25 protein-coding genes are annotated in these 23835 nt (G+C 39.5%); 7 read left to right on the top strand and 18 right to left on the bottom strand.

The window, feature by feature from the left end; genetic code table 11:
* Window positions 1-26: 26 nt before the first annotated feature.
* The gene (locus AAG807_RS09100) at window positions 27-2057 is read right to left on the bottom strand and encodes a S9 family peptidase (protein WP_341902680.1); all 2031 of its coding nucleotides are present in this window, start codon (window positions 2055-2057) and stop codon (window positions 27-29) included.
* 404 nt (window positions 2058-2461) lie between these two features.
* Here AAG807_RS09100 and AAG807_RS09095 point away from each other — a divergent pair, with 404 nt between their 5' ends.
* Genes AAG807_RS09095 through AAG807_RS09085 form a run of 3 tightly spaced genes read left to right on the top strand, consistent with a single transcriptional unit; the run spans window position 2462 to window position 4655 of the window.
* Window positions 2462-3223 carry a hypothetical protein gene (locus AAG807_RS09095; protein WP_341902678.1) on the top strand — a complete coding sequence of 254 codons (762 nt, stop codon included), beginning with the start codon at window positions 2462-2464 and terminating at the stop codon, window positions 3221-3223.
* Between the two features lie 17 nt (window positions 3224-3240).
* Window positions 3241-3939 (top strand): hypothetical protein, encoded by a 699-nt coding sequence (locus tag AAG807_RS09090; RefSeq protein WP_341902675.1) that lies wholly within the window; start codon window positions 3241-3243, stop codon window positions 3937-3939.
* A 17-nt stretch (window positions 3940-3956) separates the two neighbouring features.
* A complete protein-coding gene (locus tag AAG807_RS09085) occupies window positions 3957-4655 on the top strand; it encodes a hypothetical protein (RefSeq protein ID WP_341902672.1) in 699 nt (232 codons plus the stop codon).
* Between the two features lie 225 nt (window positions 4656-4880).
* Here AAG807_RS09085 and glmS read toward each other — a convergent pair whose 3' ends face one another.
* From glmS to AAG807_RS09070, 3 genes are read right to left on the bottom strand one after another with little or no spacing between them, the layout of a single operon-like run.
* A complete protein-coding gene (gene glmS, locus AAG807_RS09080) occupies window positions 4881-6725 on the bottom strand; it encodes a glutamine--fructose-6-phosphate transaminase (isomerizing) (RefSeq protein WP_341902669.1) in 1845 nt (614 codons plus the stop codon).
* 2 nt (window positions 6726-6727) lie between these two features.
* Window positions 6728-8065: a DUF4270 family protein gene (locus tag AAG807_RS09075; RefSeq protein WP_341902667.1), complete on the bottom strand. Its 1338-nt coding sequence runs from the start codon at window positions 8063-8065 to the stop codon at window positions 6728-6730.
* A complete protein-coding gene (locus AAG807_RS09070) occupies window positions 8062-8892 on the bottom strand; it encodes a glycogen/starch synthase (RefSeq protein WP_341902664.1) in 831 nt (276 codons plus the stop codon). The genes AAG807_RS09075 and AAG807_RS09070 overlap by 4 nt, the downstream gene beginning before the upstream one ends.
* Before the next feature lie 115 nt (window positions 8893-9007).
* On the opposite strand from AAG807_RS09070, the gene panC reads away from it, so the two are divergent.
* The 4 genes from panC (at window position 9008) to AAG807_RS09050 (ending at window position 11765) form a co-directional block, all read left to right on the top strand.
* Window positions 9008-9847: a pantoate--beta-alanine ligase gene (panC, locus tag AAG807_RS09065; protein ID WP_341902662.1), complete on the top strand. Its 840-nt coding sequence runs from the start codon at window positions 9008-9010 to the stop codon at window positions 9845-9847.
* A 64-nt stretch (window positions 9848-9911) separates the two neighbouring features.
* A complete protein-coding gene (panD, locus tag AAG807_RS09060) occupies window positions 9912-10262 on the top strand; it encodes an aspartate 1-decarboxylase (protein WP_341902660.1) in 351 nt (116 codons plus the stop codon).
* Complete coding sequence (locus tag AAG807_RS09055) at window positions 10262-11278, top strand: lysylphosphatidylglycerol synthase transmembrane domain-containing protein (protein ID WP_341902659.1); 1017 nt, start codon at window positions 10262-10264, stop codon at window positions 11276-11278. Before panD ends, AAG807_RS09055 begins: the two co-directional genes overlap by 1 nt.
* A complete protein-coding gene (locus tag AAG807_RS09050) occupies window positions 11250-11765 on the top strand; it encodes an adenylyltransferase/cytidyltransferase family protein (protein ID WP_341902657.1) in 516 nt (171 codons plus the stop codon). The genes AAG807_RS09055 and AAG807_RS09050 overlap by 29 nt, the downstream gene beginning before the upstream one ends.
* A gap of 36 nt (window positions 11766-11801) precedes the next feature.
* On the opposite strand, the gene AAG807_RS09045 is transcribed toward AAG807_RS09050, so the two are convergent.
* The 14 genes from AAG807_RS09045 to AAG807_RS08980 form a co-directional block, all read right to left on the bottom strand.
* Window positions 11802-12506 (bottom strand): hypothetical protein, encoded by a 705-nt coding sequence (locus AAG807_RS09045; protein ID WP_341902656.1) that lies wholly within the window; start codon window positions 12504-12506, stop codon window positions 11802-11804.
* A gap of 8 nt (window positions 12507-12514) precedes the next feature.
* Window positions 12515-12709, bottom strand: coding sequence for a hypothetical protein (locus AAG807_RS09040; protein WP_341902653.1), 195 nt, complete (start codon window positions 12707-12709; stop codon window positions 12515-12517).
* 79 nt (window positions 12710-12788) lie between these two features.
* The gene (locus tag AAG807_RS09035) at window positions 12789-13268 is read right to left on the bottom strand and encodes a hypothetical protein (RefSeq protein WP_341902650.1); all 480 of its coding nucleotides are present in this window, start codon (window positions 13266-13268) and stop codon (window positions 12789-12791) included.
* Complete coding sequence (locus AAG807_RS09030) at window positions 13252-14268, bottom strand: hypothetical protein (protein ID WP_341902648.1); 1017 nt, start codon at window positions 14266-14268, stop codon at window positions 13252-13254. The genes AAG807_RS09035 and AAG807_RS09030 overlap by 17 nt, the downstream gene beginning before the upstream one ends.
* Before the next feature lie 59 nt (window positions 14269-14327).
* Window positions 14328-15215, bottom strand: coding sequence for a hypothetical protein (locus AAG807_RS09025; RefSeq protein ID WP_341902645.1), 888 nt, complete (start codon window positions 15213-15215; stop codon window positions 14328-14330).
* Window positions 15208-16128: a PASTA domain-containing protein gene (locus tag AAG807_RS09020; protein WP_341902642.1), complete on the bottom strand. Its 921-nt coding sequence runs from the start codon at window positions 16126-16128 to the stop codon at window positions 15208-15210. The genes AAG807_RS09025 and AAG807_RS09020 overlap by 8 nt, the downstream gene beginning before the upstream one ends.
* Window positions 16125-16796, bottom strand: a complete 672-nt coding sequence (locus AAG807_RS09015; RefSeq protein WP_341902640.1) for a hypothetical protein — start codon at window positions 16794-16796, stop codon at window positions 16125-16127. Before AAG807_RS09015 ends, AAG807_RS09020 begins: the two co-directional genes overlap by 4 nt.
* 2 nt (window positions 16797-16798) lie before the next feature.
* Window positions 16799-17878 carry a hypothetical protein gene (locus AAG807_RS09010; protein WP_341902637.1) on the bottom strand — a complete coding sequence of 360 codons (1080 nt, stop codon included), beginning with the start codon at window positions 17876-17878 and terminating at the stop codon, window positions 16799-16801.
* A gap of 41 nt (window positions 17879-17919) precedes the next feature.
* Window positions 17920-18456 carry a hypothetical protein gene (locus AAG807_RS09005; protein WP_341902635.1) on the bottom strand — a complete coding sequence of 179 codons (537 nt, stop codon included), beginning with the start codon at window positions 18454-18456 and terminating at the stop codon, window positions 17920-17922.
* Between the two features lie 64 nt (window positions 18457-18520).
* On the bottom strand, window positions 18521-19390 hold the full coding sequence (locus AAG807_RS09000) for a hypothetical protein (RefSeq protein WP_341902632.1): 870 nt from the start codon (window positions 19388-19390) through the stop codon (window positions 18521-18523).
* A gap of 29 nt (window positions 19391-19419) precedes the next feature.
* A complete protein-coding gene (locus tag AAG807_RS08995) occupies window positions 19420-19884 on the bottom strand; it encodes a hypothetical protein (protein WP_341902631.1) in 465 nt (154 codons plus the stop codon).
* 24 nt (window positions 19885-19908) lie between these two features.
* Entirely contained in the window at window positions 19909-21759 is a 1851-nt protein-coding gene (locus AAG807_RS08990) for a hypothetical protein (protein ID WP_341902629.1), read from the bottom strand.
* A gap of 167 nt (window positions 21760-21926) precedes the next feature.
* A complete protein-coding gene (locus AAG807_RS08985; RefSeq protein ID WP_341902627.1) occupies window positions 21927-22487 on the bottom strand; it encodes a hypothetical protein in 561 nt (186 codons plus the stop codon).
* Between the two features lie 5 nt (window positions 22488-22492).
* On the bottom strand, window positions 22493-23551 hold the full coding sequence (locus AAG807_RS08980) for a hypothetical protein (protein ID WP_341902624.1): 1059 nt from the start codon (window positions 23549-23551) through the stop codon (window positions 22493-22495).
* Window positions 23552-23835 lie beyond the last annotated feature (284 nt).

The raw sequence follows: 23835 nt of genomic DNA, 5'->3' as shown, positions 1-23835 counted from the left end.
TTATGCTAATCTGCGACAGCGGATCCTTACTTTAAATAAGTATTTAACCAATCGAAAAACTCTCTATTCCACAACATGCTGTTTTGTGGCTTGGTTACCCAATGCCCTTCATCCGGGAAGTAAAGAAATTTACTTGGAATGCCTTTCAATTGAAGCACTTGGAAAGCCTGCATTCCTTCAGATTCCGGAACACGGAAGTCTTTTCCTCCATGAATGACAAGCATCGGAGTATTCCACTTGTCCACCAATTTGTGAGGGCTGTTTTTTGCATACAATTCCTTGTTTTCCGGCAACCAGTAAGGTCCACCGATATCCCAATTGGCGAAGAACAACTCTTCTGTTGTACCATACCAACTTTCCAGGTTGAATAATCCACAATGAGAAATGAATGCCTTGAATCGGTTTTCATGAATTCCAGCCAAATAATAAACTGAATACCCACCGTAACTTGCTCCTACAGCACCTAATTTATCCTTGTTGATAGCTGGAATCTGAGCAACACAACTGTCAATTGCAGTCAGATAATCCCGCATAGCCTGTCCACCCCAGTCTTTCGAAATGGCATCATTCCATTCCTGACCGAATCCGGGTAAGCCTCTTCTATTTGGAGCAACGACAATATAACCTTGAGAAGCCATCAATCTGAAATTCCAACGGTAGGAGAAATATTGGGAAACGGGACTTTGCGGACCACCTTGACAATAAAGTAAAGCAGGGTATTTTTTAGCGGGATCGTAATTTGGCGGATAAATCACCCAGGTGAGCATTTTCTTTCCGTCAGTTGTGGTTATCCATTTTTCCTGAACAGTCGGTTCCGCAATTCCATTCAATTCGTCTTTATTCGCATGCGTCAATTGTTCCAACAGGTTGGTTTTTGGTGTGAAGATCCAAATATCTGTCGGATGAATCATGTCTTGTCTTTCCAGTAAAATGCGCTCTTTCAAGACGCTGAAGCTGACATAGTCGCATCGGTCTGAAGTCAATTGCTGAATTTTTCCAGTCTTCACATCCAATGAATACAATTGCTTCGTTGCATTTGTTGTTGCTGTGAAATAGATGATTTCTTTTGAAGGATGCCAAGCAAATTCGTTTACACTGACATCGATATTTGCAGTCAGGTCTTTCTCCTGTCTGCTTTCCAGGTCCATGATCCGGATGCGATTTTTATCTGCCTCGAAACCGTCTTTTTCCATGCTTAACCATGCAAGGGTCTTTCCTGTGAAATTGATGGATGGATTGGTGTCGTATCCTTTGTGAGCGGAAGAAAGGGTTGTCGTTATTTTATCCGGAGTATGAAAAGCATAAATTTCCGAATTGGTGGATTGTGCAAAATTCTTCCCTGCCATTTTTTTGGTAGAGTAGAAAATAGTCTGACCATCCTTACTGAAACAAACGCTTTCAATTCCGCCGAAAGGACCTGTTACCGAAGGGAAATTTTCTCCCTGCATCACGTCTCCTTTTTTGGTGAATTTTCCTTCAACGGAACTTTCATACCAATACAAATGTGAAACACTTGGTGAAGACCATTGGTTCCAATGGCGGTACATCAAATCTGTTTCAACTCTTCCGGAAGTTTGTGGCAAATCAGGATATTTATCTTGAACTGTTTCTTTGATCTTGAGAGGTTCCAGGGTTGCAAATCGTTTTCCGTCCGGGCTTAAAGCCATTCCTTCTACTTCGGTTGTGCCGAAATGGTGAAGTGTATTCACTGCTTTACTGCTTGGATTCAAGCTTTGCAATTGAACTTCAGTTCCAACGGGTTGCAGGAAAATTAATTGATTGTTCGAATTCCAGATGAAATTCCATGCCCCGTCAATTGCTAAAACACTTGATTTTCCGGTTTTCAACTCCACCAGATACGTGTTGGTTTTCGATTTGTTTACGGTATAATCGGTTTTGGTGCTTTGGTAGATCATCCACTCCTCGTTGGGTGAGCCTATTGTCCCTGAAATTCGATTGAGAGACCACATTTTTTCCGGAGTAAATTCTTGAGCCGTTGCCAGAAAAGTTGTGTTAGCGCCTAAAATCAGCGCAAAGAAAATTGATAGTTTACCCATAGATATTCTTCAAGTTGTTCAAAAATACCTAAAAAAGTCAATCTTGGGACTAAAAAGATGCAGTAAAGAAGGGAATTTTAGGATTTTAACTTGGCTTTCTTTCTGCGTGAGCTGTTTTGAATGAAGACGTAGCTGAAAACGGTTAAAGTGACAATTCCCGTAAAGATAAATGTATTGGAGAGAATGTCCGGCAATGAATTGGTTCGCGAACTGGAGTAGAATAGCGAATTAATGGCTGCTAACAGTATAATTAGTGTTCTTTGAAATCGTTTTATTCGAATCATTAACAAACTGGTTTTGAACGAATTTATGAAAAAAAAGAATTGGTTTTGTAGGAAGTTAATAAATAAACAAAATAGTTTTGAACTTTTTAAGTTCTATACTGTACTACCAAAAAACAGACGATGAAAGCAAAAGCAATTAAATATTCCATTCAAAATCCTTGTGATAAAAGTTGGAACGATATGGTGCCTGAAACAGACGGGCGTTTTTGTAGATCTTGTGAAAAGACGGTGGTTGATTTTACAGGAATGTCTGATTTTTCAATCGTCAATTATTTGGAAAGTCACAAGACTGAAAAAGTATGTGGACGATTTACGAAACCTCAGCTGGATCGTGTTTATCAATTGAATCAACCTGTTTTTGCTCCAAGTTTTGACTTGCGTGCTGTGGTTCTAGGTTTGGCGCTGACCACTTTTTCAGCTGTTCATAGTTTTGCTCAAACAGAACCCCAAGAGCCCATTAAAATTGATACGAATTATCAGGTTCCACCCGTTGTTGTCGGAACCATTCAGGAAGTGGATCCGATAGCTGTCGAGCCATTTGTTGTAGGGAAAGTTGCACCAAGATACGATCATTCCAAAGAAAAGAAAGCTAGCGGTATCCTGACAACTTCAAGCAAAAATTTCAAAGGAATTACGGTTCGATTGAAAGATAAAGAAGGAAAGGTTTTGAAAACAACTCAACCTGATTCAAAAGGAAAATTTGCTTTTGATCTCGATTGGAAGTTGAACCCGGCTTTCATTGAAGTGAGTGGGGATAATTATGAGCAAACAACCCTTTATTTGAACCATTTACACTCCATTGCGGATATGAAAATTGAACTGGTGGATCAGGTTGAAATGATCCGTGGTGAAGTGATCCAGGGAGATGTTATCAGTGAATAATTTAAATTACTGAAATTATGAAGTCGAAAGGCGTAAACTATAAAATCGAAGAACCTTGTCATGCAGATTGGGGTCAGATGAAACCGGAAGTGAAAGGTCGTTTCTGCGAATTGTGCAGTAAAACGGTGGTGGATTTCAGTAAGATGTCTGATTTTTCCATTGTGACTTATCTCGAGAACAATAAACATCAATCGGTTTGTGGTCGTTTTGAAGAAAAGCAATTGGAGAAGACTTATCTGTTGCCGAAATCGCAATCTCCTGCACTTGGATTCGATTTGAAAGCAGTGGCTTTAGGTTTGGCTTTGAGTACGTTTTCGGCTTTACCGTCTCAGGCGCAAAATTCAGCAATTATTGAGCAGCATGATTCTATCAACGAACCAATAGTAATGCTTCAAGGTGAAGTTGCGATGGTTTATGATCATAGTGATGAATCATTTGCAAGTGGAAGGATTAAATTGGAAAGTAAAGAGTATGAAACTGTGAGAATTTCTCTGATGGATGGTGCATCCCATGAATTGGCTTCTTTCAAACCTGAAAAAAACGGAACTTTCAAGATTCCATTGGATTGGACTAAGGATCCGGTTTCTATTCGTGTGAGTTCACCTGGTTACGGCGCTCAAACAGTTTATTTCAGCAATCATAAGTCTTTGGGCAATTTGACAGTTACCTTATATGAGCAAAGAATGAAAATGGGTAAAGTTGTTTCTGATAGATAATCGTAAAAACCGAAATGATGAAAGCGAAAAAAATCAACTATTCCATAGAAGAACCCTGTCACGAAGATTGGAACCAAATGAAGCCGGAAGCAAAAGGAAGATTTTGCTCTTCATGCAGTAAAATCGTTGTGGATTTCAGTAATATGTCGGATGTTTCAATAGTCAATTACCTGGAAGGAAAAAAGAACGAGTCTGTTTGCGGTCGATTTAGACCTGCGCAGATGGAGAAGACATATGTATTGACGAAATGGAATCATTCCTTTTCGTTTGACTTGAAAGCAGTGGCCTTGGGTCTGGCTTTGACAACTTTCTCCGCCATTCATGTAAATGCACAAGTGACACCAATAGATACTACTCAGGTGATCTATCAGGAACCTTTAGATGGAATGGTCAGCGTCAGGGAATTTTACGATCATACAGATGAAAAATTTACCGGTGGAAGGATTTTGTTAGATGGAAAAGGATACGATCTTGTAACCATTCAATTGATGGATGTTTCGGGGAGTGTGATCTCTACAACGAGTCCTGACAAAGATGGAAAATTCAAAATTCCATTGGACTGGAGTAAAAGTAAAGATCCTGTTTCATTGGTGATCAGTGGTCAGGGTTTGATCTCTCACACGCTCTATTTCGATCAAAAAGAGTCAATAAAGGACATGAAAATTACGCTTTACAACGAAGAAATCATGTTAAAAGGGAATGTGATCTCCCGATAAACAAGTTCTACCAAACCCCAAATATGAAAAAGAGGAGGGATTATTTGCTATTGCAGATGATCCCTTTTTTTATTTAGAAATTCTCGAATTCGCTTGTTCGAGAATTTGCAAATTTACGAACAGATCTTGGTCTATATGTTTGATTTTTAATTGATTAGTTGTTTTTAGGTAAAACAAAAAAGGCTTCTGTCATTGACAAAAGCCTTCGTTTTTTATAGATCTTAATTACTCTACCGTTACCGATTTAGCCAAGTTTCTTGGCTGATCGACGTTGCAATCTCTCATAACAGCAATGTGATAACTCAATAATTGGAACGGAATCGTTGCCAGAATCGGAACCAAGTGCTCGTCCGTATCCGGAATTTCAATTACGTGATCAGCCATCGCTTTTACATCTACGTCACCTTCTGTCACGATTGCGATGATTTTTCCTTTCCGTGCTTTCACTTCCTGGATGTTGCTGACAACTTTCTCGTAGGAAGTTCCTTTTGTTGCAATAACGAAAACAGGCATTTCTTCATCGATCAAAGCGATCGGACCATGTTTCATTTCTGCAGCCGGGTAGCCCTCAGCGTGGATATAGGAAATCTCTTTCAATTTCAATGCGCCTTCCAAAGCTACCGGGAATGAGCTTCCTCTTCCCAAATAAAGTGCATTGTTTGCGTCTTTATAGATCTTGGCGATTTCTTCAATTTCCGCATTTCGTTCCAAAACACGTTTTACTTTATCCGGAATGATTTCCAATTCGGAAAGCATGGTTCTGAATTTGGATTCGCTTAAAGTTCCTTTTTTATGTGCCAGAGAAAGTGCCATCAAAGTCAGGACAGTAACCTGCGCTGTAAATGCTTTTGTAGAAGCAACTCCGATTTCAGGTCCTGCATGCGTATACGAACCTGCGTCCGTGATACGTGAAATGGAGGATCCAACCACATTACAAATTCCCAGGATCGTTGCACCTTTCGATTTTGCCAATTCAAGAGCTGCTAAGGTATCAGCAGTTTCACCGGATTGTGACACCGCAATGACGATATCATTTTCGTTGATGATCGGATTTCTATATCTGAATTCAGAAGCGTATTCAACTTCTACATTGATTCGGGCCAAATCCTCAAACAAATATTCTCCAACCAAACAAGCATGCCAGGATGTACCACAAGCAACCATGACAATGCGTTGTGCATTGATCATTTTTTGCTCATAATCCTTTATTCCTCCTAATGAAACCCATCCTTCAGCCGCATTTAAGCGTCCGCGGAAACAATCTTTAATGGAACGGGGTTGCTCATGAATTTCTTTCAACATGAAATGCTCGTATCCACCTTTTTCAAGTGCTTCCAATTGCATTTCCAATTCCTGAACGTAAGGTGTTTTCGGCTGATTGCGAAGATTGGTGATGTTTAATCCTGTTACCAGATCAACCACTGCAATTTCCTCATCCTCCAGATAAACCACCTGGTTAGTGTATTCTATAATCGGAGTGGCATCAGAAGCCAGATAGAAGTCATTCTCTTTACCGATTCCGACAACCAAAGGTGAACTTTTACGCGCAGCGATCAATTGATTCGGATTGTCTGAAGAAATAACCACGATGGCATAAGCTCCGATGACATTTTGCAAAGCCATGCGAACTGCTTCAGCCAAATCAACCTTTTCTTTCTTTTGAATATCGTCAATCAAGTGAACCAATACCTCGGTATCCGTTTGACTTTTGAAATGATATCCACGTACAATAAGCTCTTCTTTTAAGCTATTGTAATTTTCAATGATTCCGTTGTGAATTAATGCGATTTTTTCGTTGTTCGAAAAATGTGGATGTGCATTGATGTCATTCGGAGCTCCGTGAGTTGCCCAACGCGTATGACCAATTCCTGCATGTCCGGCAATATTTTTTCCAGCTACAAATTCTTCTAAATTGGATACTTTTCCCTGGCGTTTGTAAAGATTTACCTTTCCGGCGTCCAATAGGGCAATTCCTGCACTATCGTATCCACGATATTCCAAACGCTTTAGTCCTTTGATTAAGATAGGATAAGCTTCCTTCTTTCCGATATATGCTACAATTCCACACATGTCTATTTAAATTCGGTGTATTTAATAACTAATTTGGGTCTTGTTTTGTAAGGTGATGCAGGACCATTGAAGATAATTCTTTCTGCAGTACAATTGAAATAAAGCGAGGACTGGTTCAGATATAAACCTCTGTTTTCAGCTTTTCCTGACACGATATCCTGAATATAGTCTCTCAAATCAATGACGAATGCTTTCTGGTTATTATCGTACGAAGCAGTTCTAAATGTGACGATTTCTCCACTGTCGGTTTTATATCCGACTTCAAGTGTCACGCTTGGATAATAGTAGCTCCCATTTTGATACGAAACAGGGATGTAAAGCAAAGCGTTATTAATAAGTGAATTGCTTTTCAAATTGTTTACCGTTGGAAACTCCACTACAGCTCTGTTGTCTAAGGATTGCGTGTAGAATTGGGTTTGACCGTTTAAAGGATTTGCAAGAACATCAGCTATATGGTAACCTGTATGATCGATATCTGCATGATTGAAATCTGCACATTTAGAAGTATTCTTTAAGCTGATTTCCCGTTGTTCCGTGTCACCATTCATCTTAAAGTAAATGGTCATTTTTGTCTGACTATTTAGCAGATTGAAATAGATAATGGCACCTTGTCCGCTTGCAGGTGTTGTGTTTGCTACATTGATTTTCAATCCCTTGAAGTATTGTTCACTCAAAAACAGATCGCTACTTTGAAATGCGGTATTTCCGGCAAGGATATCGTTAATGAATTGTAGCCCCAATGAATTATCCAATCTTAAGCGAAGTTGAGGGTTTACTGAGTCACCATTACTAAGAACAAATTTATCGCCATCCGTCTTTGGAGTTTGTGTAGCAGATCCCGGATCAACCAGGTTTATACCCGTTGTCGTTTTGGTGCTGTTTCTATAATAATCGGTATCAAGGTCTAATGTGTCTGTAAGTTGATAAACTTCAAATGTTTGAGGACCTAGTTTTCCGTAATAGCCACCGTAGTTTAGACTAAGTACTACGGAATCAATGGTGTTTAAAGTTTCTCCACTACTAAATTGCGTCAGCCCGTCAATTGTAAACTGAGCATACAAAGAAGCATTTACTAACCCGAATTTCGGATCGTGATAAGCTCCTACCATTCCAAAAATTTGATTGTCGCTGGTTAATGAATCTTCTAAAACCGAATAGGTTTTCAGGTCGAAAGTATCCACACCGCCGGATGCCAATAAGTCATTGATGTCCAACGCTTCTGATCCAAACTTGGAAGATGTTTTCTTACAGCTGGGTAAAACGGAAAGTGTTAATACAAAACAAGCGGAAAGTAAAATTACTTTCCGCCAGTTGTTATGTAGGTTTTTTAAATTCATCATTGTATCAAAATGCCTTCTTCTATAACTTTATCAAAGAACTCTGATAGTCCTTTTGTTAAATGTTCTTCTGGTAAATAATTCAATTTCAAGCAAGTTGCTTCATCGTAGACTTTTTGCAATTCAGGTTGAATGACTTCGCTACTTTGAATAACCCCGTCAGAGAACGTTACAGCGGCTTTAGTTATTGCATCCAAAGTTGGTGATTTAACTAAATTTGTGACATCCTCATCAAATCCATCAAATTTCAACTTCTCATGGAAGCGTTCGTCCCATGCTGATTCGAATCCTTCCTTGTGGTCGTAAATACTATAAACTACTTTTGTATCAGCGAAATGCGGATCTTTATTGTAGATTTTTTTGATGTACAACGGCATTAGGGAAGTCATCCAGCCATGACAATGAATCACGTCCGGTTTCCAGCCCAATTTCTTCACTGTTTCCAAAACACCGCGACAGAAGAACATGCTTCTCTCGTCATTGTCAGAGAAATCAGCACCTTTATCATCTGCTACATTTGTTTTGCGTTTAAAAAACTCATCGTTATCGATGAAATAGACTTGCAAACGAGCAGTAGGAATTGACGCCACTTTAATAATCAACGGATGATCGTTATCGTCAATGATGATATTCATTCCCGAAAGGCGGATTACTTCATGAAGTTGATGTCTTCTTTCGTTAATACTGCCGAAGCGAGGTGTGAAAACACGGATTTCTTTACCGTTCTCTTGTGTTCCTTGCGGAAGCTTACGAGCGTTGTGAGAAATTTCTGTTTTAGCAAGAAATGGGAATATTTCTTGAGAAACAAAGAGAATCCTTTTTTTTTCCATAGAATTCGATAGGGGAATTTTTGAATATTATAAGTGCAAAATTAAGAAAAAAAGACGGAATCTTCAAGATATTAATATAGTTTTGCCAGCTTGTTTTGAATGAAAGGGTAGAAAAGTGGAAATAATCAACACGGTTGAGCGGCTAAAGCAGGCTCTGAATGCACTCCGAAAAGAAGGTAAAAGCATTGGTTTTGTACCAACTATGGGAGCTTTGCACCATGGTCATATGGACTTGGTAAGTCGCGCCAATGCTGAATGTGACGTTGTTGTGGTGAGCGTTTTCGTAAACCCGACACAGTTCAATAATTCATCCGATCTGGAACATTATCCAAGAACTCCCGAAGCGGATGCGGAATTGTTGAAAAAATTCGGGTGTGATCTTGCTTTTTTTCCTTCAATAACAGAAATTTATCCCGAAAATTGGGTATCTCCCCGGGTAGATTTAGAAGGATTGGATCAAGTAATGGAAGGTAAATTCAGACCCGGACATTTTAAAGGGGTGGTTGAAGTGGTTTCCCGTTTGTTCGAATTGGTTCTTCCTGGAAAAGCATTCTTCGGATTGAAGGATTTTCAGCAAGTGGCCGTGATAAAGAAAATGGTCGAACAGTTGAGCTTACCCGTTCAGATTATTGCATGCGAGACTTCCAGAACTGAAAAAGGGTTGGCAATGAGCAGCAGAAACAGTCGCTTATCCGAATCGCAGAAAGAAGAAGCATTGATTATTTACAGGACTTTGTCTCAGGCAAAGACAGATGCGAACCGATTTTCACCTGAAGAAACAAGGACTAAGGCGATTGCCTTTTTTGAAACGGGTTCACTTAAACTTGAATATCTGAATATTGTAGATCCGGTTACTTTGAAAGATCTGACAACTGATTGGGTTCCGGGAGCAAGCATGTGCATCGCCTGCTTTTGCGGAGAGGTCCGATTGATTGATAATTTAACACTGGTCTAATTCGTAATTTTGAATTCATAATTCGTAATTATAGTGCTATCTTTGCACTTCGATTTTTACAAACATGTTGATACAAGTAGTCAAATCAAAAATTCACCGCGTACGTGTTACTCAAGCTGAATTGAATTATGTAGGAAGTATTACCATTGATGAAGCATTGATGGAAGCTTCTAATCTGGTTGAAGGTGAGCGTGTTCAAGTTGTTAATATCAATAACGGTGAACGATTGGAAACGTACGTTATAAAAGGTGACAAAGGAAGTGGGACAATTTGTCTGAATGGTCCTGCAGCCAGAAAAGTTGCCGTTGGAGATATGATAATCATTATCGGTTATGGGTACATGACCATGGAAGAAGCAAGATCATTTAAACCGTCTTTGGTTTTTCCGAATGAATTGACTAATTTGATAGTCTGATGAAAAGAGTAGCAGGTATCCTTCTAAAGACAGTTTTACCACTGGTATTAGGCGTTTATCTGATCTGGTACCTTTTCACTTCTATGGACCCCGTGGTGAAAGCTGCTTTTTACAAGGCACTTCACGAAGCCAATTATTTCTGGATTTTCCTGTCATTACTATTGAGCTTCTTTGCTTTGCTTTCAAGAGCTTATCGTTGGAAGTATCTGCTGGAACCTCTTGGATACAAGACCTCTTTTTGGAACAGATATCATGCAATCATGATCGGTTACATTGTGAATCTTACCATTCCAAGGGCTGGAGAAGCTTCACGTGCTGCTATGCTGTATCGGTCGGATGGTGTCCCTTTTTCCAAATCTTTCGGAACTATTTTAGGAGAACGTGTTTTTGACCTCATCATGCTTTTTTCCGTTGCGCTGGTTGCTTCTGTAGTTGGAGCGGGAGACTTTTGGAAAATCAAGGAATTGATAGAGAACAGTAATCCGGAATCTGCATCTAAAGTTCAATTGGTCAAATGGATCATTGCAGGAGTTTTCTTACTCGGATTTGCAATTGTGTTCCTGATAAAATCCATCCGTCAAAAAGTGATTGGTTTCATAAAAGGCTTATTTGCAGGTGCTCTTTCTGTTTTTAAAACCAAAAATCCGGGAGCATTTATTGGACACACCTTATTTATTTGGGTACTCTATATCGTTTACTTCTCCATCTGCTTTTTTGCATTGGACGAAACAACCGATGTTCCGACGAAAGGAATGCTGCTTGCTTTTTTGGCCGGTTCATTAGGTATCACGTTAACCAATGGAGGGCTCGGAATTTTTCCGATAGTTGTAGGATTGGTCATTGAGTACTATCTCCAAGATCAATATGGCAGCGATGCAAAAGGAATCGGATATGCTTTGGGAATGATCATCTGGTCTTCGCAAACCATCCTAATCATTGTTCTAGGAGTAATATCCTTTTTTCTCTTACCAAAAAACTATTCAAAAGATGGGGAAATTCGAACAGATCAAGAGTAAAGTTACTTCGTTGGATGAAATGGTTCAATGCATTCGGGAATGGAAAAATGCAGGTGAAAAGGTGGTGTTTACCAATGGCTGTTTCGATATTTTGCATGAAGGACATGTCACTTACCTGGCAAAAGCTGCAGATTTCGGTTCCAAACTGATTATTGCAATCAATACGGATGCTTCCGTAAGAAGACAAGGAAAAGGGGAGGAGCGACCAATCAATCCCGAATCTTCCAGAGCCTTGATTTTGGCATCCCTGGAATTTGTGGACGGCGTTGTTTTTTTTGATGAGGATACCCCTGTTTCAGTTATCGAATTGTTGAAACCAAGTGTTTTGGTGAAAGGTGCGGATTACGATGCAGCTGAAGAAGACCCAAAAAGCAAAAAGTACATTGTCGGCAGAGATGTCATCCTGGCGAATGGTGGAGAAGTCAAAACTGTTGCCTTGGTTGAAGGTTTTAGCACCACGAATATTGTGAAGAGACTGAAGGTTTAGGAGAGATTAGAAGTCATAATCCGAATAATCCTTTGATTAAGATTTAGACCCTACTTTTCCCACTGTGTTGAAAACAGTGTACATATCGATATCAAAAAAGCTAACAGTTACAATATTATCTGAGTTCAGAATTAAATCTGTATCAAGTTCTTCAATTGATCTTACTTTACCTTCACTAATGTATTCTGCATAAACGGAAAGATAATGCGTAGTAAACACGACATTTTTTTGATCATCTCTGTATCCACTAATTATTGGTATTATTCTAACATATTTGGATACAGAAGGTATTGGGAGTTCCTTTACCCAAGCGATATAAATTTTCTCATTATCTAAAGTGAATAATAGAAGTTTATTATCTGTAAATGATGATTTTAGTAATAATTCAAATTCGTTTCCAATTGATTTGATAGCCTTTGTAATATATTTCTTTTCATCCAAAAACAAATTACTTATTTCAGTAGTACCGATTGAAAGAAGTAATACACATAAAGAGGTTCCTGTGTAAGGTGATTTTATTGGGATAGCTTTATAAATAATTTGCTGAAATTCAAACGAGGTTACAGATTCGTAAAGTAGCCTTAGTAGATAAGTTATTACGGAAGCCATGACAGCCAAAATAATACTCTCAAAGATTAATCTTTGTTGATCGAGCCTTTGTTGTTTGAATTTAAAAAGATATGATTTTGTGAATATGTAGTATCCCGCAACAAGGGGCAGCAATAGTAGGTTCCAAGGCATTTAAAACGTCATTTTTTGTTTTCTTTTTCCTTCTCGCGATTTTTTTGATATTCTTCAATGTCCTTGATCAGATCTGATTCGAGTAGCTCAAAAATGATCTTTTGAACCTTTTGTTGTCTGAAAAAATCTTGTGTACGAATATATAATCTTCCTTCTTTTGTAGATTGAATTACTTCATCACTATTACTTACAATTGCACTCATGACAGTAAAGTTATATTATCAAATTTAAATAAAAAAAAGAGTATGTCAAAATTTTATTTAGCTTGTAAATGAAGGGTTTTTAGTGATCTTCTGTTTCTTGGCTCCTCACATAAAATTTAATCCAAAAAACCAACGATAACAACCCAATAACCATGGAAGGATAATAACTCCAGAATCGGAAACTGGAATAGAAATCCAGTTCGTCTTCGGAAATATCGATCAGTTTTCGCAAGTGTTCGATTTCATAATCTTTCTTCGTGAGCAATTCGTATTTCAAGTCGAATGATTCCAATTTTTTCAGGAAACCGGCATTAACCGAAGAGGACAGGTCTGAAAGTTTATCTTCCAAGCGCTTTAATTTTTTTACTTCGTCAAAAAGTGTCCTGGATTCATTGTTTATGACGTTCAACTTGTAATTCAATTCACTTCTGCGTATTTCGACCTCCCGGATTTTATCGGTTGGATAGATGATATTGAAGAGAATGGTTCCGATGCACATGGTCAACAGGAATTTGAATACGTTATCTCCCGAAGCCAAAAAACTACTTGCTGTTTCCATCAGTGATATTTGTTAAGCGGTAAAAAATAGTGTCGTTCTCCACTTCCAGGTTTTTCCGGATGTTTTGAATGGAATCCATGTAAGGAATATACTCGGTGGGAATGTTTTCCCGGTTTATCTTCATACTGATTTCATCATTGGAGCACCCATTTAAGAACATGGACAAGATTAAACTGGTTATGATCAATGATTTTCCATCCGGTAGTTTGATATTTATGAATCCAGGAGAATTCAAACTCAGTTTGACCGTTGTGGTATCGATTTTTTCTCCGAAATTGAAATCGGAATTTACCTTAGAGATAAGTTCCAGGTAATTATCGAACAGATCTTTCAGGTCTTTCAGGCTGATTTCAGATTCCTTATTGATTCTCAGGGACAGGAAACAATCACCGTCTTTGATATATAGTTCCTCCATCAACGAATCAATGAAATCGGCGTGTTTTTTAATGGAAACAATGGTGTGTGAATGTTTTAGCAAATAGAACAGCGAATTGTAATAATGGTGTTTGACAGATGTTTTCAGCCAGTTCACTTTTCTTCTTTTGTGATATCCGCCTGTCGGTAAATCATCTTCCGATGCGTTATAGATTTCATCATCTGCAATTTCACCGATGCTGAAACAATCTGCTTCTTCAGAAGGGATAAGGATCACATCTCCTTTTTTCATGTTTTTGAATGTGAACAGTTTATTGATGGTTTTGGTGACGGATGATTTTTCTCCGGATCCCAGCCAGTCATAAGGAACATTTCGGTATTTGTAACTGTTTGTGATTACCGATTTTCGGAGATATTCCAAGTTCTCTTCGCGAATATCCGAAGCTGAAATGAAATTCCAACTGATCCCGATATATCCTTTTTGAATAAAGTCTGTGTAATGGTCTCCTCCATCTGTACGGAAGTACCAGTATTCTTTTTGGCTGTTTATCTCCGCAACATGATCGAAAATAGTGGTCGTATTTTTTTGGTTAAGCATGGTGGTGGTTGAGTGATTGGTTTTCAATTATTCAAGTTTGGAATGCAGAACATTGTCTGCATCCCAAACTTTTTCAGGCTCCTGTCTTAGAATGAGATGGTAACAGTAAGTACTAGCAAAGTACTTGTTGTGTTCACGAAAGTTCCAGCTTCAGGAATTTGACCTGTGATCGGTAATCCTTCTGCTGTTTCTTCATCTGTAATCAAGATTCCATCAGGAGTTCTTAATTCATAACTAATTCCAAGATCCTGGATCAGTTGTTTTGTTTCGGCACTCCACTCTTCCGCAACCAATTCCGGTACTTTGCAGATTTCTCCTAAAGTAATTACCAGAGGTGTTTTTGAGATGTTAGCGATTGTTCCCGCGTCTGGACTTTGTAACGAAATAGAAGATGTCAAATCTTCAGTGGTGATCAGTTCACCTGCAGGAGTTCTTAGTTCATAAGTAAATCCAAGATTATCAAGGAGTTCTTTTGTTTCTTCATTCCAGGTTCTGGTACTTAAATCAGGAACATTCCGGATTTCTGCAGCGTTTTGCGGAGGTGGAACGGGAACGATTTTGAATTTCAGTTTGGCCATTGCATTTGCCTGTAAGCCAAAACGATTGACATTTCCTGCATTTAACGGCGTTGCATTCACTTTGAATTTGGAAAGCGGAGTTCCGCCTATCGGGCTTGTTTGCTGAGATTTCAGATCCAAAGACAATGAAATTTGTGCTTCTACTTCTGTTTCCGGAATGGTGTAAAAAGTAGGCTGATACCCGATTTCTCGAATCAGCGTAAGTAATTTTAATTCGTCTTCCGGTCTTGTTCCATCTTTACTCAGATCATAGATCTCCAAAGTTTGTTCAAGTGCTCCCTGGTCAAGGGCAGCTTGTGCATCGCCGACTCCTTGTCCGACGGAACTGATTAATTCACCCAGCGGACTGCCAAGCAATTCGCTGAATAATTGTACGGGGTTAGTTGGTTCACTCATGTTTACTAAAAATTACGGTTACTAATTGATTTGGTTGGGCGCTTACTCCTTGTTGAGGGAATTGTTTAAAAGAATCTCCGTTAACGACAGAATCTTTTTTCTGATAAACCGGATTTAGTTTTAATCCCTGTTTTTTCAAGACTTTTCGAACTGCGGTTTCTGTTAATCCGATCAGGTTTGGAATACCTATTCCACCATTCTGCCTGTTTTGAGCAGGAGTGATGTCAAAAACCAACTCGCTGATCGCGTCCCCATTTACATTTTCGGAATTCTCAAAGTTCAGTAATGAAGCACTCATTGAACCGCCGTCTTCATGAATTAGTGCTTTCAGTTTCAATGAAATATTAGACAACTTAAACGGAGAATCTATGGATGTTTCGCTCGCTGAAGCGATTTCAGAAACAATGTTTGTATACAAATCCTGAATTGGAACCGGGGGAACCGCTGGTTGTTCGATGTTTACCGGGAAATAATTGGTAACTGGAAGAATATCAGCAAAGGTACTGCTTGAATCAACAATCAATTCATTGGGTACCATATATAGCGTACCGAAATCAATGACGAATTGTGTTTCTCCATCGACTACTTCCAGGTTAAAGACAAATGAACTTCCGATTACCGGTTGTTTATCAAATACTTCACGACCACCGATCTTGTCTCTTGGAACAACACGCATCGGAGGTAATTTTCCGGACTCGATTAGTGCATATAGATCCATCTCTGCCACATTTCCTGTCGTGGCGGTTTCTCCCACAATGAGCATCTCGCCAGTTTCGACCATGTCGCTAAAAGCATTCACCCATTGCGAGGCTGGAAAACTGTAATATTGCACGTTTAGAACCATACCGTCGACTGGTTCATTTAGCGAGTTATAAAGCTTCAGCTTTAAGATTAATTGATCAAATTCTATCATGGCTTACTAATTGCGATTGAGATAAATTGTGTTCCACTATTGGCTTTAAAAACGAAGGTCCTTCCTGCGTTGTATTCTGCGATTTTCAGTTTAACCTGTACATATACATTTCCATCGTCGGCTCTGGTATATCCATCTTTCGCACCAATAAAAACAGGTGCCGAAACCGACATTTTAGAATTGAGATCCATTGAAGTGGCTTCATCGAAATTGATCTCTATTCTCTGACCGATCACAAATTCATTGTTTGGTTGAACTGCTTTTACAGCGATTGAATAGATGGCATATTCGCTGTTGGTTTCATTGAATTTAGTAATTGCGCTGAGTGCGATTTGCGGTAATCCTTCATTCGGCATAACAGCAACAAAGCGTCCGGAAATATTGCTGGTAATTACTCCCTGGTTTTTGGTCGTTGTTTCGGTGCTGCGAAATGGTATGAAACGAATACCGTTTCCGCCGGTAGAGCTTCCCGTTTGACTTGTTTCAAACTGGGAGATAACTTCCAGATTAAAATCTAAATAGGGAAGTTGATAGAGTGTGTTTGGTCTTCCGTATTCATCGTACGGAGACACGCTGCGCAGGGTTTCCTGCGCTTCATTCAAACTGTCCGCGATGCTGAGAACTATTTCATGCAGGGCCAGCGAATTAGTGGTTGTTGTTGAACTCATTTTTAAGTGTATTTTTCGTTTTTGCGTTCTTTTTTTCTACTTGACCGTTCTTCTTCTTTTCGTTCGGCCTTTTTTCTGGTTAGAAATTGTTCTTTCAGTTTTTCTCTGCGATTGGTCTCTTTCTGTTCCATTTCTTTTTCCTCTGATTTTTTAGAGGAAATATTTTCGGAAACCTTGTTCTGACGATCATCCAAGGACAAGTCTTTTTCTAGATTATCCGTTAGCTCTCTGATTTCAGGAACTTTTTCTTCCAGGGAATCCAAAGAATTTTTGATTTCAGATTTTACAGATTGACCGAAACGTCTGGTTTCCTCCAGTTTTTCCGAAAGTTTTTTGACGTTTACTTTTTCCCGCAGTTTTTCTTTTTGGTTTTCACGTTTTTCATCCCAGTCATCTTTCATCCTGCGAATTCGCGTTGGAATTTCTACAGTTTTTTTCTCGGGGTCCAGTTTTTGTTGAAACTTCGCAAGATCCTTCTGTCCGAATGAATCAAGTGTGGATTTTAGCTCCCTGATTTTCTCAGGGAGTTTTTCCAACTTCTTGACCTTTTCGGTTAGCACTTTCTTCTTTCTTTCTATTTCATCTTTCTTTTTCCGGATTGTATCGGTGTCAAATAGCCGTTTCTCGGAACTTTTTTTAGTTGATTTGGGTGCTTTTAGGCTGGTTGAAGGATCTTGCTTGGCTTCTTTTTTTTCCGCCAGGGCGGATTTTTTTTGGAGGGTGAGTTTATTTTTCAGACGTTTCAGGTTCTGCTCCCACTTCTCCAATTCTTTGTTTTTTTGTAAGAGCCGTTCTTCGAGTTTTCTCTTCTGAACGGCTCTTTTTTTTTCTTTCTCACGTTTATTTTTAAACGAGTCGATAGTACTGGAGAACCGAGGATCTTCTGCTACAGGATTATTCGATTGAAGTAAATTTCCCATCTCCTTTTCCAAAGACTGCCGTTCCTTCAACAAATCATCCAATTCTTCATTTTGCGCTGCAATTTCATCCAGCGTTGATTGGATCTTACTAAAAGAGTTTTCGCTTCCGTTGTTTGAATCGGAATCAGTGGTTTTGACGAGTTTTTTCCAGCTTTTTGTCATAATCTTGTTTTAGAATGGTTAGTCTTTAATTTCCATTTGTTCTATTCCGCTTCGAGAGAAGGTTGAATTTGCGCTATTTGTGATTCTGTCATCAGTTCTTTCAAACGACTTTCGAACATTGCTGGCGAAGGAACTGTGACCAATTTGGTGCGCATTTCGGAACTTCCGTTTGCCTCATATTGATATTTCTGCGAATAACTGGCATTTACGGAGGCTGCAACGACACCAAATGGCGACCAGGCAACTCCCGCAACTTTTGAGCTTACAGAAGCTTCGGTCTCAGTTTTCATTGAAATAGCCAGTTTGAGTTCGATGTAGGTTTCTACAAATTGATAGAACGTAGGGGTAAAGCCCAGAGCCAATAAACTGACTCCTTCGTCTCCTTCTCTAAGAACGATCAATGCTGTTTCGTCCCTTTCCAGCGTTCCGTCGTCATTCACCTTGAATCCCGCCATTAACTGCGCGATCTTAATGGAAACACGATCGAGTGCATATTGAGCTTCAGCAATCCCTACACCAAGCGTGCGAACTAATTCGGGAAACGGAGCATTCAATAACTCTTTTCCAACATTTGCCATATGCTTATAGATTAAGGGTTAAAAGAGCAGCTGCCGCTTTGACAGCTGCCCGGGATTTATTGGTTTACGGAACCGGAGTAACGATTACATTATTAAACTCTTCATCCATCAATCGTTGGATGCGCTCCTCCAAAGCTGCTGGTGGTGGAAGTGGAACCAATTTGGTGCGAAGCAAACTCGACCCTTCAGCAGAATAGCTATACTTTTGAGAATAAGAAGCATTCACCTGTGAAATTTGCACGGTTTTTCCGGACTTCAGTTTTTTAAGTCCTGATCCAATACGTCTTGCAGGAGATTGGTTGGCAATAGAAACACTGCTGTTTGCATTCCCTTCTTGTGTATACTTGATGGAGATTTTAACCTCGATGATTGTATCCACGAATTGGTAGAAAGTGGGTGTGAAACCGCATTCCAACATGGAAATTCTGCGTGGAAGACTTAAAATTGTAGAATCGTCTGTTGATTCAACAGCAGATGAAATTTGAAAATCTCCCTTCGTTACAATTATTGCATCCGTTGAGGTTCCTGTTCCAATGTAAAAGGATCCGTTGAATTCTCCATAGGTATCTACCGCGATGTCTTGTCCGGCGTAAGGCGTATGGACTATTTGTAAAGCCGGTTTATATGCTGCCGGCCCTAATAAATCACGGATTTCAGCTTTTTCCTGTTGGTTACTCGTAGCATTGTGACGGGCAATAGCTTGACCTTTCGTCATTTTTTCCCGACCGAAATATACACGGCTGTCTTCGAAAGTAACGTTTCCGTTGTCATCTGTAACGGTTGTTAAACCGCCCATCATTTCAGCTACATCAATGGAGTTCTGATCTAGAACGATTTGTGCTTCTGCGATTGCAAAAGCCATTTGGCGAATCATGTCGCCCATAGGCACGTCAAGAAGTTCCTGACCAATGCGTGGTTTGGTGTTTTCAAACATACTTTGTTGTTTTTTTGTTGATTAAAAGATTACGTTGTTGTCGTGAGTCCTACCGGATTTAAATTTTTCAGAAGGGTCACTAAATTTTCAGGTGGAGGCAGTGAAACCATGCGGGCTGCAATACTCGAAGAAGCCGAAGCTGATTGATCGAATTTGCGGGCAAAACCTGCACTAACAGTAGCCGAAACTACTTGTGTTTGCACTGAAACCGTCGCGTCTGCGTTAAAGGAAGTCGATTCTGCTAGAGAAAAGTCCATTTTTGCATCGAAAGTTGCTTCCGTAAAAGCATAGAAACTGGGAACAAAGCCTAGGTTTAATAAGCTGATTTTATCTTCTCCGATTTCTACGGTGCTGGAAGCGAGACTTTTGAGCATTTCGATGGAGTTACTGTCCAACGCTGCCTGCGCTTTTGCTACGGAAATTCCCATGTTTTCAATCATTGATGAAAGCGGAGAATTCGTAAGCGTGTTTGTAATTGTTTCAATTGCTGCCATTTGCTAGAAGTTTAATAGTGAATATTATCCTTCTGTAGAGCTTCCGTATTTTCTATCCAGAAAAGCACGGAATGCATCCGGAGCAGGAAGTGAAATCAATCTTGCGGACATGGCAGAGTTTCCTTCCATCGACATTTCAAACTGGCGAGACATTCTGAAATCCACGCTTGCTGACATAGCAAATGACGAACTCTGATTACTGTTATTTGAACTTTCGCTTTCAGCAGCACTTTCATTTTTGGTTTTCGCCCACAAGTAAGAACTTTGGTTTTCAGATCCCTGACTTTCGCTTTCTGAGTTTTCTGCAATAGAAATCTCATCCGACTTATTGGAAAGCAAATGTAATTTGACAATCGCCTCGTCGTCCAGGGAATAGTAATAGGTATTCGAAATCTCTTCGTGTGAATGCGTCTCCAAACTTTCCTGAACACTTTCCCAAATTGAAGCAAAGGACGATGCTGAAGCCTGAAGGGCAGTTGAACCGTACATAACATCCAATACAGTGAAAGTACTGGCAGTCTCCGCACCTTTGTCATCCGCATAAACGAATTTGTTTACTCCGGTACTTGTTTTAGCAGGTGTTGCATCTTGTGTTACTTTACCGTCAATAAAGATCAGGTAATCAGAATTCAACTTAATTGAAGCATGACGTTTTAACAAGTCGCTGGCTCCAGCCGTATTCGTTATAGTATCAATCTCTACATTGACAGGTGCAGCTGATCCGAAGATATGATTACGCAACTTTTCAGCACGTCTTTTTGCCAAACTTTTGTTTTTCGGATTATCTCCGCCTTTCGGATCTGTCATACCGGTAATGGTAATGGACACATCTGAATCGTGGCTTTGGATCAAACGAAGCACTTTGTGAATTAACGGATGCTGATTGTGGTTTTGGTTATCTGCATCTACAATCGGATTCGGATAGGTGAATGTTAAGCTGGACGCATCATTTGGTCCGTTATTCAAATTCTGACCTATTGTAATCTCGTCGCTGTTGTAAGGGAAGTAAAGCTTGCTTGACAATTTGACCCAATCGGAGCCGAATTTAGCATGTAAATCTCCTTCTTTTGTTAAAGCATATAAGGTGGCTCCTGCTCCTGCCGAACCAAGAGTAGCAGTTAAAGAAGCATCCAAAAAGTCAACAGGCATTGCAAAACTTGCATTTGTACCATCTCCTCCATCAACATCAATAGTAGTTGCGGTGGCAAAGTTTTTAATTTTAAAGACCCCAACACCTAGTTTGTTGAAATGTAAGCCTTCTTCAACTCGAAGGAATCCTCCGTCCATCCAGACATCTACTCCGACACTTTTATTTTCGGTAAGTATTTTGGACTCTACTTCTTCATAGACCTGGTCCACAGATGCATCAGTTTTGATCCTTTGTTTGAAATCTTCCAAACGACTTTTCGAAACAAGAGACTCACTTTGGCTGATGAATTTGTTGTTGATCTTGATCGCCTTGTTTTCTTTTGCACGAAAGTTTAATTGTCTCACAGATTTGTATTCTTCCGTAGTTTCGGAATAACTGTTTGAACTCAAAAACGTTCGGTTAGCTGTGGTGTATCCTTTTTGGTTGGACAATTGGACATCCAATCCGAATCCGAATTCCAATGCTTCTTTCAGACCCATTCTCAAATTGATACTGGCACTGATGTCTGCATATTGGAATGCGTAAAAGACCGGAGCGAATCCTAAAGACAACAAGGATTCACCGTCGATGTTGGTTTCTGCCAATTTAATAGCCTGTGCTATCGAATTGTCATCTAGTTTCTGTTGAGCTTCCGCAATTCCCATGGCAAGGTTTGTAAAGATGTCGCTGACATCAACCTGCTGCAGAATGGAAGCTCCTTCACTGAATTTGGTTAAATCACTCATAAATTAATTGTTTTAATGTTTTACGAAATGCAGGTGGATCACTCTTGCCTGCCAAATTTTTTGGCGTAACAATCCTGACCCCGTTCTTTTCAGGGATGAGGAGACAGGTGGATATTCTTAGTTTCGCGCGCAACTAAAACCGCCTGCGATTTCGTATAAACGTTGGTTTAGAACGGATTGATCATTTCCGGCAGTTGTACTGCTATTTTTTCGTTGACATTTTCCTTACGAACCGTAAAGTAGCGATGTCTGTTTTGTAAATCACGCACTTGCTTGTGACTAATCGCATAGCCTCTTCGAAGCCAGTTCAGTAATTCTTTACTAAGCGGCAAGGCTGATGAATCCTTTGCTTCTTTAAGAGCTGAATCTAAAGCTTCGATCGCCTCTGTTTTTTCATCCAGGTAGATGCACTGGATTCCTTTCCGTTCCCAGAGTGATGCGAGGTTTTTCCTGAACCAATCATCGGTCCGATCGGCTTTTTTTGGTGTCAGGAAATCAATGCTTTTATCGCAATAAGTGATGATTTCTTCGTGAGCCCCCATCAATTCCAGTGATTCCATTGCACACAAACTGTAATGCTGCAGAAAAACTTCTGAATTTTCGGTCGATTGACACATGCGCATAGCCTCTTTGTAATGGCGTAATGCTTCTTTGTGGTCTCCTCGTAAAGCGAGTACTTTTCCGTTTTCAGCGATTTGGAGATGGAGGTTCGGTTTGTTTTCGTTCATAGTGGTTAGTATTCGTATTCGATTTCACATCCAATATATTCCAATTGTTTTTCAAGTAATCGACTCAAAGTGCCGCCGAGTGGCATAGGGGCTTTCCAGACATTTGTGATCTTGTCTAACTTGACATCTTCGTAAAATTTGCTCAGGATTTCCCTTGCTTTGTCGGAGTCACTAATATTACTCACTGAGAGGACATACTTTCCAAATGGAATTTGTTCTTCGGAACAGGTTAAACCCGCTTGCTTGTACAAGGCTAGTTTTTCCTCAAGGATTCCGTAGTTAACTGATTCATCCAATAAAACCGGAAGATTGGCGTGGATTTCTGAGAGTACTTCCGTCGGCATGCCGATTTCGTTCACCAAAAAGTTGGTTTGGGAAGTATTCGTCAGGTCAAAATTCTCCAGGAGAATACGATACCTGGAATAACTTTGATTGTAGATCTTAACATCATTTTGCGAACGATAGCGCGTGAGAAACTGGTTCATTTGGTTGTAGTTCAGGTTGCGAACCCATTTTGTTTCTCCTTCAGGAATAGTGATTTCCTTGTTTTTGATGAGGTTAATCAACTTTAAGCGTTCATTTTCTGATTCTGCAGTGAATTCAATGGTGTATAAATCCATTTTCGGGTTACTTGCAATCACTTCGGCATCTATTCGTTTTTGCAAGCTCTCTGCTGTGGCCATTGATACTCCGCCTAAAACCACACATGGTTCGCTAAGCAGGAGTTGCAGAGATTCGTTTTCAGTGCAGCCCAGAAATTCTGAGAGCTGTTTGTTGACGGTGCTTAATTTCACCGGATCATTGATATGGACGGCTATATCAAGAGATTCTTTTTGTACCGGAGCTTGTTCATCTACATTTTGGATCAGAACTTCCAGCCCGAGTTCTGTTAAAATAGTAAATGCCTTTTCTGCCAGGGCTTCATCTGCATGGTCTAAAAAGACAGCAGGTGCGTTGTAAAGAATTTTAAATAATAACTCCTTGTTGATTTCAAAAGCTTCAGAAAGTGCTTTGATAACTTTAGGGGTTGCCGTACCAACGGAAAGGATGATAATTCGTTTCACGATTCGATTTATAATAATGGTTAATAATAAGGTTGTTTTTGAGCAATTCTTTATCCGGACTTGCTACAATACAAAGATAAGTAATCTTATTCGATAAAACAAATTTTTTTGATTAAAAATTAATCTTTTTTTCGTTATTTTCTTATTTTTACTAGTAAAAATAAGAATTACGGAATGATTATATTTTAATCAAAATGAAAAATAGTCCATTTTAAAAGAGTTTTTTGGAAAGAAAAAAGGCAGCTCTTGAAAAGAACTGCCTGGGTTGTTTTTTGATTGAAAAA

The organism is Fluviicola taffensis DSM 16823 (genome assembly GCF_943372375.1).
GTDB classification, from domain to species: Bacteria; Bacteroidota; Bacteroidia; order Flavobacteriales_D; family Crocinitomicaceae; genus Fluviicola; species Fluviicola taffensis_A.
The sequence above is the reverse complement of the archived record's forward strand: the minus strand, read 5'-3'. Positions and strand labels throughout refer to the sequence as shown.